Genomic DNA, 13,247 nt, shown 5'->3' on the forward strand with positions numbered 1-13,247 from the left:
AGATAAAATATTTGTTAATTATCCTTCTATTTACCCTGCCCTCTCCCCGCACTACACTACTCCCGGCTTTCAGACAGAGGTGGGAATGAACGATTATAAAATGACGCCGGGCGAGTTACGCGCCACCTGGGGTTTAGGGACCGTCTTTTCTTTGCGTATGCTTGGCATGTTTATGGTCCTGCCGGTTCTGACCACTTACGGCATGGCGCTGCAGGGGGCCAGCGAAGCGTTGATCGGCATCGCGATTGGTATTTACGGCCTGGCGCAGGCGATTTTCCAGATTCCTTTTGGCTTACTTTCCGATCGTATCGGGCGTAAGCCGCTTATCGTCGGCGGGCTGGCGGTGTTTGTGCTGGGCAGCATTATCGCCGCCCTCTCCCACTCCATCTGGGGGATCATTTTAGGGCGAGCATTGCAGGGCTCCGGGGCGATTGCCGCCGCCGTGATGGCGCTGCTTTCCGATTTAACCCGCGAGCAAAACCGCACCAAGGCGATGGCGTTTATCGGCGTCAGCTTCGGCATCACCTTCGCTATCGCGATGGTTCTTGGCCCGATTATCACCCACGCGCTGGGGCTGAACGCCCTGTTCTGGATGATCGCCCTTCTCGCCACCACCGGCATTGTGCTGACAATCTGGGTGGTGCCGAACAGCAACAATCACGTGCTTAACCGGGAATCCGGCATGGTGCGCGGTAGCTTTCGCAAAGTGCTGGCGGAGCCAAAGCTGCTTAAACTGAACTTTGGCATCATGTGTCTGCATATTTTACTGATGTCCACCTTCGTTGCGCTGCCGGGAGAGCTGGCGGAATCCGGATTTCCGGCCGCTGAGCACTGGAAAGTTTATCTTGTCACCATGCTGATTTCGTTTGCCTCCGTGGTTCCCTTCATTATCTACGCCGAAGTAAAGCGTAAAATGAAGCGGGTTTTCCTCTTCTGCGTGGCGTTAATCCTGATTGCGGAGATTGTCCTGTGGGGCGCAGGAAGTCACTTCTGGGAGCTGATTATCGGCGTACAGCTCTTCTTCCTCGCCTTCAATCTGATGGAGGCGCTGCTCCCCTCGCTGATCAGTAAAGAGTCACCGGCAGGCTACAAGGGGACGGCGATGGGCGTCTATTCCACCAGCCAGTTTCTCGGCGTGGCGATAGGCGGCTCGCTGGGCGGCTGGGTCGACGGCATGTTTGACGGACAAACCGTTTTTCTGGTCGGCGCGCTGCTGACCGTTCTCTGGCTGGCGGTGGCAAGCACCATGAAAGAGCCGCCTTACGTCAGCAGCCTGCGGGTGGAAATCCCGCCCGACATCACCATTGATGACACCCTCAAGCAGCGTCTGCTGGCAATGGATGGCGTAAGCGAAGTGCTGATCGCGGAGAGTGAACACTCTGCCTATGTGAAGATCGACAGCAAAGTGACCAATCGCTTTGAGGTTGAGCAGGCAATCAGGCTGGCGTAATGATTGCCGAAGGGTGGCTTATCCGGCCTGAGTTCCAGGCCTGCCCCCTCCGGCACAGAGACTTAATCGCGGAAGTTTTTGAACTGGAACGGCTGGCCTAAATCGCCGCCGCGCACCAGCGCCATTACCGATTGCAGATCGTCACGCGATTTGCCGGTCACGCGAATCTCGTCGCCCTGAATCTGCGCCTGCACCTTCAGCTTGCTGTCTTTAATCAGCTTGACGATTTTCTTCTGTACGGCACTTTCAATTCCCTGCTTCAGCTTCGCTTCCACATACCAGGTTTTCCCGCTGTGTACGAACTCTTCCGGCACATCCAGCGAAGCGCCCTCAATGCCGCGCTTGAGCAGCTTGGCGCGCAGGATGTCCAGTAACTGGTTTACCTGAAAATCGGACTCGCTCAGCACCTTAATGGTTTTATTGGCGTCGTTCAGTTCAATGCTCGCCTCAACGCCACGAAAATCGAAACGTGACTCAACCTCACGCACCGCATTATCCACGCCGTTGCGCGCTTCCTGCAGATCAACCTCAGAAACAATATCGAAAGATGGCATCTTTTCTTCTCCCTTCATTTTTGTTGCGTTGCATAATACCTGCAACGAGGCTTAACGAGAAGCTTAGCTGATGGCGCTATACTTAGGCCATAACACTTGGCGCAGTTGCAGGTGAGGAGGAACAATGAAAGTAACAGTGCTTGGATGCGGCGCCCTGGGTCAACTCTGGCTGACAGCGCTATGCAAACAGGGACATGAAGTACAGGGCTGGATGCGCATTCCGCAGCCCTATTGCAGCGTGAATTTGATTGAGACGGACGGTTCCATTTTTAACGAGTCGCTGACGGCGAACGATCCTGAATTTCTTGCCGCCAGCGATCTGCTGCTGGTTACGCTGAAGGCCTGGCAGGTCTCCGACGCGGTAAAAGGTCTGGCCGCCATGCTGCCGGCCACAACGCCAGTCCTGCTGATCCACAATGGCATGGGCACGCTTGAGGAACTGGCGGCGCTCCGTCAGCCCCTGCTGATGGGCACCACCACCCACGCCGCGCGACGGGATGGCAACGTTATTATCCACGTCGCCAGCGGCACCACCCATATCGGCCCGGCGCGTGAACAGGATGGCGACTACAGCTATCTGGCGGATACCCTGCAGTGCGCGCTGCCCGATGTCGCTTGGCACAATAATATTCGCGCCGAGCTGTGGCGCAAGCTGGCGGTGAACTGCGTGATAAACCCGCTGACCGCGCTGTGGAACTGCCCGAACGGCGAACTGCGCCATCATCCGGATCAGATCGCGCCTATTTGTCATGAGGTCGCCGCCGTCATAGAACGGGAAGGCTACCATACGTCGGCGGATGATTTGCGCTATTATGTCGAGCAAGTCATTGACAGCACAGCGGAAAATATTTCCTCTATGCTACAGGACGTGCGCGCCCAGCGGCATACCGAAATTGATTACATCACCGGTTATCTGTTGAAACGCGCCCGCGCGCACGGCATTACGGTTGCGGAAAACAGCCGTCTGTTTGAATTAGTCAAGCGAAAGGAGAGTGAGTATGAGCGCATCGGCACTGGTATGCCTCGCCCCTGGTAGTGAAGAAACCGAAGCGGTCACCACCATCGATCTGTTAGTGCGCGGCGGGATCGACGTCACCACCGCAAGCGTCGCCAGCGATGGCGCTCTCACGATCGTTTGCTCCCGCGGCGTAAAGCTGCTGGCAGACGCGCCGCTGGTGGAGGTCGCCGACGGCGATTACGATGTTATCGTTCTGCCGGGCGGCGTGAAGGGCGCAGAGTGTTTTCGCGACAGCCCGCTGCTGGTCGAAACCGTCAGGCAGTTCCACCGTTCCGGGCGCATCGTGGCCGCTATTTGCGCGGCGGCGGCAACGGTGCTGGTGCCCCATGATATCTTCCCGATCGGCAATATGACCGGTTTTCCGGCGCTGAAGGATAAAATCCCCGCCGAACAGTGGCAGGACAAGCGCGTGGTATGGGACGCGCGCGTGAAGCTGTTGACCAGTCAGGGACCGGGGACGTCGATTGATTTTGCATTGAAAATTATCGACCTGCTGGCCGGACGTGAAAAAGCCCATGAAGTGGCGTCACAGCTGGTGATGGCGGCGGGAATTTATAATTATTACGAATAACGATTATTACTGAAATATCGCCGGATGGCGGCGTAACCGCCTTATCCGGCCTACAGTTCAGTAGGCCCGGTAAGCGCAGCGCCACCGGGCAAGAGTATTACGGGCGATATACCTTCACGTTCTCAAAACCCTGCTCGCGCAGATACAGCGCCTGTAAACGGCTCATCACGCCACGCTCGCACCACAGCAGCCAAGTTTTACTCTGATCGAGATCGCCGAATTTGGTGCTCAGCTTGTAGAACGGCAGCGTCACCACGTCCACACCTTCCACCCGCAGCGGTTTGTCGTCCTGTTCATCAACAGAGCGAATATCCAGAATCACGTCGTTCGGGCCAAAGCCGCTGACCGTCTCGACTTCAACCACCTCCTGCGCGGTCTGCTGCGCGATATCACGGATATCGACGTTGGTCGCCTCTTCCACCACCCTGTCGAGAATGCTGAAATCGAAGTTTTCTTCTTCCGCTTCGATCTTCGATTTGACGGCCTTCACGGTCGGGCTTTTTGAGATCACGCCGCAGTATTCCGGCATGGTGCGGGCAAAATCCTCGGTGCCAATCTCACGAGCGATATTGATGATGTGCTCTTTGTCATACGAAATCAGCGGACGCAGAATCAGGGTATCCGACACATTGTCGATCAAACGCAGATTGGTCAGGGTCTGACTGGAAACCTGGCCCAGCGCTTCACCGGTCACCAGCGCCTGCACGCCATAGCGCTCCGCCACTTTCGACGCCGCGCGCACCATCATGCGCTTAAGCACCACGCCCATCTGACCGTCATCAACCTTCTCAAGGATTTCGCCGACCACCGGTTCAAAGTTAATCGCCACAAAGCGTACGCGGTGCGAGCTGCCGTAGCGGTTCCACAAATAGTGCGCCACCTGGCGAACGCCAATTTCGTGCGCCGCGCCGCCGAGGTTAAAGAAGCAGTAGTGTACGCGGCAGCCGCGACGCATCAGCATATAGCTGGAGACGCCGGAGTCGAAGCCGCCGGAAATCAGCGACAGCACATCTTCCTGGGTGCCAATCGGGAAGCCGCCGATGCCTTCGTAACGACCTTTGATCAACAGCAGGCGATCGTCTTCCACTTCCAGATGCACCGTCACGTCCGGGTTAGTCAGCTTCACGCGCGCGGATTCGATATGCTGATTTAAACCGCCGCCAACGTAACGTTCCACTTCGATGGAGCTAAACTCATGTTTGCCGCGACGCTTCACGCGCACGCAGAAGGTTTTGCCCTCCAGCCGATCGCGATATTCCGCCAGCGCTTTCTCGAAGATATCGTGCATATCGGTAAACGGCACGTCTTCCACTTCGAGAATATGGTGGATGCCCGGAATGCGGGTCAGCGCGTCGCGGATCGCCAGACGCTGGTTTTCATCTCTGGCGCGAACTTCGATGTTATCCCAGTGGCGGACAACCGCGAGGGTCTCATCATAGTGTTTTAAAACGTTACGAATGTTCCCGGTCAGCATCTTTATAAAGCGCAAACGCACAGATTGGCTTTTGATAGTGATTTCCGGGAACAATTTAATGATAAACTTCATGGCGGCAATGGTTCTTAAGCAAGCCATCAAAGGCTTGTATTGGAGAATAGTACAGCAGCCCATACATGAAGCTGCATCCAGGCGCGGAAGTATATCATCAACCGGGCCATCCTGTGCACATCCCCTTACCATTGCGCGTTATTTGCTTATCAGTACGAGTCCGTTACCATAGTCTTGTGCTGCCATTACTGAGAGTCAGACATCTATATGCCGAAGAAAAATGAGGCGCCCGTCAGCTTTGAGACATCGCTGAACGAGCTGGAGCAAATTGTGTCCCGTCTGGAAAGTGGCGACCTGCCGCTGGACGAGGCGCTGAACGAATTCGAACGCGGCGTGCAGCTGGCGCGTCAGGGCCAGCTAAAGCTGCAGCAGGCTGAACAGCGTGTGCAAATTCTTCTCTCTGACGACGAAGACGCAACCCCTGAGCCTTTTTCACCGGATAACGCGTAAATGGATTTTACCCGGCAACTACAGGTCTGCGTTGAGCAGGCGAACCAGGCGCTGAGTCGCTTTATCGCCCCGCTACCCTTTCAGAACACTCCCGTGGTCGAAGCCATGCAGTATGGCGCATTATTAGGCGGTAAGCGTCTGCGCCCGTTTCTGGTCTATGCTACCGGTAAGATGTTTGGCGTCAGCCTGAGCACCCTGGATGCGCCGGCCGCTGCCGTTGAATGCATCCACGCCTATTCGCTGATTCATGATGATTTACCGGCGATGGACGATGACGATCTGCGTCGCGGTCTGCCGACCTGCCACGTAAAATTTGGCGAGGCGAATGCGATCCTCGCGGGCGATGCCCTGCAAACGCTGGCGTTTACTATTATCAGCGATGCGCCGATGCCGGAAGTCACCGACCGCGACCGCATTGCGATGATTTCCGAACTGGCGAACGCCAGCGGGATCGCCGGGATGTGCGGCGGCCAGGCGCTCGATCTTGACGCCGAAGGCAGGCAGGTGCCGCTGGCGGCGCTGGAAAAAATCCATCGTCATAAGACCGGCGCGCTGATTCGCGCCGCGGTGCGTCTGGGTGCGTTAAGCGCGGGCGAAAAGGGACGAAATGTTCTGCCAATACTCGATAAATACGCAGAAAGTATCGGTCTGGCGTTCCAGGTTCAGGATGACATCCTGGATGTGGTAGGCGATACTGCAACGTTGGGTAAACGTCAGGGCGCCGATCAGCAGCTTGGCAAAAGTACCTATCCTGCACTTCTGGGTCTTGAGCAAGCCCGGAACAAAGCCCGGGATTTAATCGAGGAAGCCAGACAGTCGTTACAGCAGCTGGCCGCGCAATCACTCGATACCTCGGCACTGGAAGCGCTAGCGGACTACATAATCCAGCGTGATAAATAAACAACATATCCAATGAGCTTGCGATGAGTTTTGATATAGCCAAATACCCAACCCTGGCGCTGGTCGACTCCACCCAGGAGTTACGCCTGTTGCCAAAAGAGAGTCTGCCGAAACTCTGCGACGAACTGCGCCGCTACTTACTCGACAGCGTCAGTCGTTCCAGCGGACACTTCGCCTCCGGGCTGGGCACGGTAGAACTCACCGTGGCGCTGCACTACGTCTATAACACCCCTTTTGATCAGCTGATCTGGGACGTGGGCCATCAGGCTTATCCGCACAAAATCCTCACCGGTCGCCGTGATAAGATCGGCACCATTCGCCAGAAAGGCGGCCTGCATCCGTTCCCGTGGCGCGGTGAGAGCGAATACGACGTACTGAGCGTCGGCCACTCCTCCACCTCCGTCAGCGCAGGCATTGGTATTGCCGTCGCCGCTGAAAAAGAGGGAAAAAACCGCCGCACCGTCTGCGTCATCGGCGACGGCGCGATCACCGCCGGGATGGCGTTTGAAGCGATGAACCACGCGGGCGATATTAAGCCGGACATGCTGGTGATCCTCAACGACAACGAGATGTCGATCTCCGAGAACGTCGGCGCGCTGAATAACCACCTGGCGCAGCTGCTCTCCGGCAAGCTCTACTCCACGCTGCGGGAAGGCGGCAAGAAGGTGTTCTCTGGCGTACCGCCGATCAAAGAGTTGCTCAAACGCACAGAGGAGCACATTAAAGGCATGGTGGTGCCGGGCACGCTGTTTGAAGAGCTGGGCTTTAACTATATAGGCCCGGTCGACGGTCACGACGTGCTGGGGCTTATCACCACGCTGAAAAACATGCGCGATCTAAAAGGCCCGCAGTTCCTGCACATTATGACCAAAAAAGGTCGCGGCTATGAGCCTGCCGAAAAAGATCCGATCACCTTCCACGCGGTGCCGAAGTTCGATCCCTCCAGCGGCTGCCTGCCGAAAAGCAGCGGCGGCCTGCCGAGCTATTCGAAGATCTTCGGCGACTGGCTGTGCGAAACGGCGGCCAAAGACAGCAAGCTGATGGCGATTACCCCGGCGATGCGCGAAGGTTCCGGGATGGTCGAGTTCTCACGCAAATTCCCGGATCGCTATTTTGATGTGGCGATCGCCGAGCAGCACGCGGTGACCTTTGCCGCCGGGCTGGCGATTGGCGGCTACAAGCCGGTTGTCGCTATCTATTCGACTTTCCTGCAACGCGCCTACGATCAGGTTATTCATGACGTCGCCATCCAGAAGCTGCCGGTGATGTTTGCCATCGATCGCGCCGGTATCGTCGGCGCCGACGGGCAGACCCACCAGGGGGCGTTCGATCTCTCTTATCTGCGCTGTATTCCGGATATGGTGATCATGACCCCCAGCGATGAAAACGAATGCCGCCAGATGCTGTTTACCGGCTATCACTACAGCGAAGGGCCGACCGCGGTCCGCTACCCGCGTGGCAACGCGCTGGGCGTTGAGCTGACGCCGCTGGAGAAGCTGCCGATCGGCAAAGGCGTGGTGAAACGTCACGGTGAAAAGGTAGCGATCCTCAACTTCGGCACCCTGATGCCGGAGGCGGCAAAAGTCGCGGAGGCGCTTAACGCAACGCTGGTGGATATGCGTTTTGTCAAACCGCTGGATGAGACGTTAATCCTTGAGATGGCGGCGCGGCACGAGATGCTGGTGACGCTGGAAGAAAACGCCATTATGGGCGGTGCGGGCAGCGGCGTGAATGAGACGCTGATGGCGCATCGCAAGCCGGTTCCGGTGCTGAACATCGGCCTGCCGGACTTCTTTATCCCGCAGGGCACTCAGGATGAGGCGCGTGCCGAACTGGGTCTGGATGCCGCCGGTATTGAGGCCAAAATCAGGGCCTGGCTGGCATAATCTCCTCTTCACTCCTGCTATGCTTACCCCATAATAAGCTAAGCAGGAGTGGATGAATGCAATACAACACCTTAGGTAAAACTGACCTGCGGGTTTCCCGCCTTTGTCTGGGCTGCATGACGTTCGGCGAACCGAACCGCGGCAATCATGCCTGGACGCTTCCCGAAGAGAGCAGCCGACCGCTTATCAAACGCGCCCTTGAGGGCGGCATTAACTTTTTCGATACCGCCAACAGCTATTCCGCAGGCAGCAGCGAAGAGATCGTTGGTCGCGCGCTGCGCGATTTCGCCCGTCGTGACGAAGTGGTGGTGGCGACCAAGGTCTTTCATCAGGTTGACGATCTGCCGGAAGGCTTATCCCGCGCGCAGATCCTGCGCTCTATCGACGACAGACTGCGCCGTCTGGGGATGGACTACGTTGATATCCTGCAAATTCACCGTTGGGACTACAACACGCCGATAGAAGAGACGCTGGCAGCGCTGGACGAGGTGGTAAAAGCCGGGAAAGCGCGCTATATCGGCGCCTCATCGATGCACGCTTCGCAGTTTGCCCAGGCGCTGGCGCTGCAAAAACAGCACGGCTGGGCGCCGTTTATCAGTATGCAGGACCACTACAACCTGATCTATCGCGAGGAGGAGCGCGAGATGCTGCCGCTGTGCTACAGGGAAGGCGTGGCGGTTATTCCGTGGAGTCCGCTGGCGCGTGGACGCCTGACGCGCCCGTGGGGAGAAACCACCGCCCGTCTGGTTTCTGATGAAGTGGGAAAAAATCTTTATCGTGAAAGCGACGAAAACGATGCGCAAATCGCCGCCCGTTTAGCAGGCGTCAGCGAAGAGCTTGGCGCGACCCGCGCCCAGGTGGCGCTGGCATGGCTGCTGAGTAAGCCCGGCGTCGCTGCGCCGATTATTGGCGCATCACGCGAAGAGCAGCTTGATGAATTGTTGAACGCGGTGGATTTAACCCTGACGCCGGAGCAGATTGCCGAGCTGGAAACGCCGTACAAGCAACATCCGGTGGTGGGCTTCAAATAGTGTGTCACTGCCCGATGGCGCTACGCTTATCGGGCCTACAACTTCCGGGAAAATACACCCATTACGCCCGTAGGCCGGATAAGGCGTTTACGCCGCCATCCGGCATTGATTGCCCGATGGCGCTACGCTTATCGGGCCTACAGCGTCCGGGAAAACGCCCCCATTGCCATCCGGCACCCCGTAACAAATTTATATCGCGCCAATTGGCCAATGGTGGCCGATAAAATACAAAATACCGGCGGAGATCACCCCGGCGACAATATCGTCAACCATAATCCCCATCCCGCCGTGGACGTTACGGTCAAACCAACGGATCGGCCACGGCTTCCACATATCGAGAATGCGGAAAATCACGAATCCGGCGGCAACCCACTGCCAGTCGTTGGTCGGCAGCGCCATCAGAGTGATCCACATTCCGATGAACTCATCCCAGACAATGCTGCCGTGATCGTGCACGCCCATATCTTTTGCCGTCTGATGGCAAAGATAAACCCCGATACAGATCCCCAGCATCACCACCAGCGAATACAGCTGCCAGGGGAGAAAGGTCATCAGATACCAGAACGGGATTGCCGCCAGCGACCCCATCGTGCCGGGCACAACGGGACTCAGACCACTACCGAACCCGGTGGCGAGCAGATGCCACGGATTAGCCAGACTCAGGCGACTTTTAGCGACATCTTTAGAGCGCGGCAAAATGGTCATATCCTTTCCAGTCGAAGGTGACAGGCTCGCCGTCACGGATAAAGCAAATCCCTTCCACATCCGCGCTCATCTGGCCAATGCAGGTAAAGGGGACGCCGAGATGAGCAAGCGCCACGTCCAGCGCCCCACGGTTAAGCTCCGGCACCGTAAAGCATAATTCGTAATCTTCGCCGCCGGAGAGCGCCCAGCGCAGGGCCTGCTCCGCCCCGACATGGCGTAACATCGCCTGCGAATAAGGCAGCGCATCAACATCAATGCGCGCGCCGCAGGCGCTGGCTTTGACGATATGCCCGAGATCGGAAATCAGCCCGTCGGACAAATCGATGGCCGCGCTGGCTAGATCGCGCAGCGCCTGCCCCTGTAAAATACGCGGCGTCGGGCGCAGATGCCGTTGCAGCAGATACGCGTTGTCCACGTCATCCGCCACCTGCAAACGGTTCTGTAAAATCGCCAGTCCCGCCGCGCTGTCGCCCGGCGTACCGGTAACGTAAATCCAGTCGCCCGGCTTCGCGCCAGCGCGTTTCAGCGCACGCCCGACCGGCACATAGCCGTGGATACCCAGCGTCATGGAGAGCGGCCCACGGGTGGTATCGCCGCCAATCAGCTGCATATCGTAATAATTTAATAGATCGAACAGGCTGTCGCTGAAGGTTTCCAGCCACGCTTCATCCACCTCCGGCAGCGTTAACGCCAGCGTCAGCCACGCCGGGTCTGCGCCCATCGCCGCCAGATCGCTTAAATTAACCGCCAGCGCCTTATACGCCAGATCCGCCGGATCGATATCCGGCATAAAATGATTGCCCGCCACCAGCGTATCGGTACTGATCGCCAGGGTCTGTTTTTCAGGAATATTCAGGAGTGCGCAATCATCGCCAATACCGGTTTCGACATCGCGACGAGAGCTTCTGACACGATCAAAATAACGGGCAATCAGGGAGAACTCGCCGCATGCCATACGTTATGCCTCAGCAGAAAAAAAGAAAAAGCCGTCAGCGGCGCGAAGAGATCTCCGCTTCACTGACGGCCTGGTAATTACTTTTTGTTGGGGCGAATCACAGGCGCTGCTTTATCCAGCACGCCATTGACGAACTTATGGCTGTCTTCCGCGCCAAAGGTTTTCGCCAGTTCGATCGCTTCGTTAATGGCCACTTTATAAGGCACATCGCTGCGTTTAGACAGCTCAAACAGCGCGATACGCAGGACCGCTTTCTCCACCTGACCCAGCTCTTCCAGCAGGCGAGACAGGTAAGGTTTCATCAGACCGTCCAGGTACGCGCTGTTAGTCGCCACCCCGGACAGCAGTTCGCGAAAGTACATGACGTCAACGTCTTTGACGTCCTGTTCCGCCAGGAACTGGTATTCAACATCAGCGATGTCGTTCTGGGACAACTGCCAGGAGTAGAGCGCCTGAACGGCACACTCACGAGCGCGGCGACGAGCAGCAGGTTTCACGGATTTCCCCTTACAAAAATCAGGCCTTGATGGCTTTCAATACATTAATCATTTCAAGCGCGGTCAGTGCAGCCTCCGCGCCTTTGTTACCGGCTTTAGTGCCGGCACGTTCGATAGCTTGTTCAATGCTTTCGGTGGTCAGGACGCCAAAGGCGACCGGAATTTCGCTGTCCTGGGCGACGTGCGCCAGGCCATTGCTTGCGCCACCGGCCACATATTCGAAGTGCGCCGTGCCGCCACGGATAACGGTTCCCAGCGCAATCACCGCGTCATATTTACCGGTTTTCGCCAGCGCGCCAGCCGCCAGCGGCAGCTCGTAGGCGCCTGGCACCCAAACAACGGTAATGTTTTCATCTTTTACCTGGCCAATACGCTTCAGGGCGTCAACTGCGCCTTCCAGCAGGCTGTCATTGATAAAGTTGTTGAAACGCGCAATGGTGATGGCGACGCGAGCGTCCGGAGTAGCAACGTTAGCTTCAATAATGTTCATATTCTTCCTTCGGGTTCGGTATAAGCCCCCGCAGGGGGGCGGATTTTATCATAAATATCGTCGCGCTGCTTCCTAAATTCAGGAAGCCATTACGCGGGGATCAAATGCAGGCAAACATCCGGACCTGTATAACGTATCTCTTTGAATTGAAACTGCGGCGCGTCGGCCAGTTTCTCAAGCCCCGGCAGAACGCATAAGCCACGGGCGTCGCTGCCTAACAGTTTAGGCGCAACATACATGATTAGCTCATCCACTACCCCGGCCTGCAACAGCGCGCCGGCGAGCGTCGGCCCGGCCTCCACCCACAGGCTGTTGATCTGCTGTTTGCCCAGCAGCATCAGCAGCAGCACCAGATCGAGATGACCGTTATGCTCCGGCACCTGAATCGTGCGTACCGATTCCGGCCAGACCCGATCGTCCTCTTTCGTGCGCGCAAACCAGGTTTCCCCCGGCTGGCTGACAATACGGTGTTCCGGCGTCACGCGGTTGCGGCTGTCGATGACAATCCGCACCGGCTGACGCAAATTTTCCTGCGGATATGCGGCCTGCGTCGCCTCACCCAGCTCCGACCAGCGCACGGTCAACTGCGGATCGTCCGCCAGCACCGTTTCGCTGCTGGTCAGAATGGCATGGCTTTGCGCGCGCAGGCGCTGCACGTCGCGTCGCGCCTGCGGCGAGGTGATCCACTGGCTTTCGCCGCTGGCCATCGCCGTGCGCCCATCCAGAGACGCGCCGAGCTTGAGCTGCACGTAGGGAAAACCGGTGCGCATCCGCTTAAGAAAGCCTTTATTCAACGCTTCAGCTTCGCTCATCATCAGCCCGTGGCTGACCTCAATGCCCGCCTGCTGCAGACGATACAGACCGCGCCCCGCCACCTGCGGATTGGGGTCCTGCATCGCGGCGACCACGCGCGCCATGCCGGCGGCGATCAGCGCATCGCAGCATGGCGGCGTACGGCCATGATGGCTACAGGGTTCAAGGGTCACGTAGGCCGTGGCGCCTTTGGCTTTTTCACCCGCCATCCGTAGCGCATGGACTTCGGCGTGGGGTTCACCGGCGCGATAATGGTAGCCTTCGCCGACAATCTCGCCGTCTTTGACGATCACACAGCCGACATTCGGATTGGGATGGGTGGTAAACCGCCCGCGCGCAGCAAGCTTCAGCGCCCGCGCCATGTATAACTCATCCTGCATG

At 57.4% G+C, this 13,247-nt stretch carries 14 protein-coding genes; 7 read left to right on the forward strand and 7 right to left on the reverse strand.

Translation table 11 applies throughout. From position 1 onward, the window contains the following. The first annotated feature begins 85 nt into the window (after positions 1-85). Positions 86-1,450, forward strand: coding sequence for an MFS transporter (locus tag K7R23_RS24150; RefSeq protein ID WP_012904829.1), 1,365 nt, complete (start codon positions 86-88; stop codon positions 1,448-1,450). A 62-nt stretch (positions 1,451-1,512) separates the two neighbouring features. Here K7R23_RS24150 and K7R23_RS24155 read toward each other — a convergent pair whose 3' ends face one another. Next, entirely contained in the window at positions 1,513-2,004 is a 492-nt protein-coding gene (locus K7R23_RS24155; protein ID WP_024132518.1) for a YajQ family cyclic di-GMP-binding protein, read from the reverse strand. Positions 2,005-2,128: 124 nt separating this feature from the next. Between K7R23_RS24155 and panE the strand changes: the two genes are divergently transcribed. After that, the gene (panE, locus tag K7R23_RS24160) at positions 2,129-3,040 is read left to right on the forward strand and encodes a 2-dehydropantoate 2-reductase (protein WP_012904827.1); all 912 of its coding nucleotides are present in this window, start codon (positions 2,129-2,131) and stop codon (positions 3,038-3,040) included. Further along, the gene (yajL, locus tag K7R23_RS24165; RefSeq protein ID WP_012904826.1) at positions 3,003-3,593 is read left to right on the forward strand and encodes a protein deglycase YajL; all 591 of its coding nucleotides are present in this window, start codon (positions 3,003-3,005) and stop codon (positions 3,591-3,593) included. Before panE ends, yajL begins: the two co-directional genes overlap by 38 nt. A 97-nt stretch (positions 3,594-3,690) precedes the next feature. Here yajL and thiI read toward each other — a convergent pair whose 3' ends face one another. Next, a complete protein-coding gene (gene thiI / locus K7R23_RS24170; RefSeq protein WP_012904825.1) occupies positions 3,691-5,139 on the reverse strand; it encodes a tRNA uracil 4-sulfurtransferase ThiI in 1,449 nt (482 codons plus the stop codon). Between the two features lie 207 nt (positions 5,140-5,346). On the opposite strand from thiI, the gene xseB reads away from it, so the two are divergent. From xseB to K7R23_RS24190, 4 genes are read left to right on the forward strand one after another with little or no spacing between them, the layout of a single operon-like run. After that, positions 5,347-5,589 carry an exodeoxyribonuclease VII small subunit gene (gene xseB / locus K7R23_RS24175; RefSeq protein ID WP_012904824.1) on the forward strand — a complete coding sequence of 81 codons (243 nt, stop codon included), beginning with the start codon at positions 5,347-5,349 and terminating at the stop codon, positions 5,587-5,589. Further along, positions 5,590-6,489 (forward strand): (2E,6E)-farnesyl diphosphate synthase, encoded by a 900-nt coding sequence (gene ispA, locus K7R23_RS24180; RefSeq protein ID WP_012904823.1) that lies wholly within the window; start codon positions 5,590-5,592, stop codon positions 6,487-6,489. A 23-nt stretch (positions 6,490-6,512) separates the two neighbouring features. Then, positions 6,513-8,375, forward strand: coding sequence for a 1-deoxy-D-xylulose-5-phosphate synthase (gene dxs / locus K7R23_RS24185; protein WP_012904822.1), 1,863 nt, complete (start codon positions 6,513-6,515; stop codon positions 8,373-8,375). Positions 8,376-8,431: 56 nt separating this feature from the next. Then, a complete protein-coding gene (locus K7R23_RS24190) occupies positions 8,432-9,406 on the forward strand; it encodes an aldo/keto reductase (protein ID WP_012904821.1) in 975 nt (324 codons plus the stop codon). 189 nt (positions 9,407-9,595) lie between these two features. Here K7R23_RS24190 and pgpA read toward each other — a convergent pair whose 3' ends face one another. The 5 genes from pgpA to ribD form a co-directional block, all read right to left on the reverse strand. Then, a complete protein-coding gene (gene pgpA, locus K7R23_RS24195; RefSeq protein WP_012904820.1) occupies positions 9,596-10,111 on the reverse strand; it encodes a phosphatidylglycerophosphatase A in 516 nt (171 codons plus the stop codon). Beyond that, positions 10,089-11,066 (reverse strand): thiamine-phosphate kinase, encoded by a 978-nt coding sequence (thiL, locus tag K7R23_RS24200; protein ID WP_012904819.1) that lies wholly within the window; start codon positions 11,064-11,066, stop codon positions 10,089-10,091. The genes pgpA and thiL overlap by 23 nt, the downstream gene beginning before the upstream one ends. Before the next feature lie 77 nt (positions 11,067-11,143). After that, a complete protein-coding gene (gene nusB / locus K7R23_RS24205) occupies positions 11,144-11,563 on the reverse strand; it encodes a transcription antitermination factor NusB (RefSeq protein ID WP_012904818.1) in 420 nt (139 codons plus the stop codon). Between the two features lie 19 nt (positions 11,564-11,582). Next, on the reverse strand, positions 11,583-12,053 hold the full coding sequence (ribH, locus tag K7R23_RS24210; RefSeq protein WP_001021162.1) for a 6,7-dimethyl-8-ribityllumazine synthase: 471 nt from the start codon (positions 12,051-12,053) through the stop codon (positions 11,583-11,585). A gap of 89 nt (positions 12,054-12,142) precedes the next feature. Beyond that, complete coding sequence (ribD, locus tag K7R23_RS24215) at positions 12,143-13,246, reverse strand: bifunctional diaminohydroxyphosphoribosylaminopyrimidine deaminase/5-amino-6-(5-phosphoribosylamino)uracil reductase RibD (protein ID WP_012904817.1); 1,104 nt, start codon at positions 13,244-13,246, stop codon at positions 12,143-12,145. Position 13,247: the final 1 nt, after the last annotated feature.

Source organism: Citrobacter rodentium NBRC 105723 = DSM 16636, assembly GCF_021278985.1.
Classification (GTDB): Bacteria; Pseudomonadota; Gammaproteobacteria; order Enterobacterales; family Enterobacteriaceae; genus Citrobacter_A; species Citrobacter_A rodentium.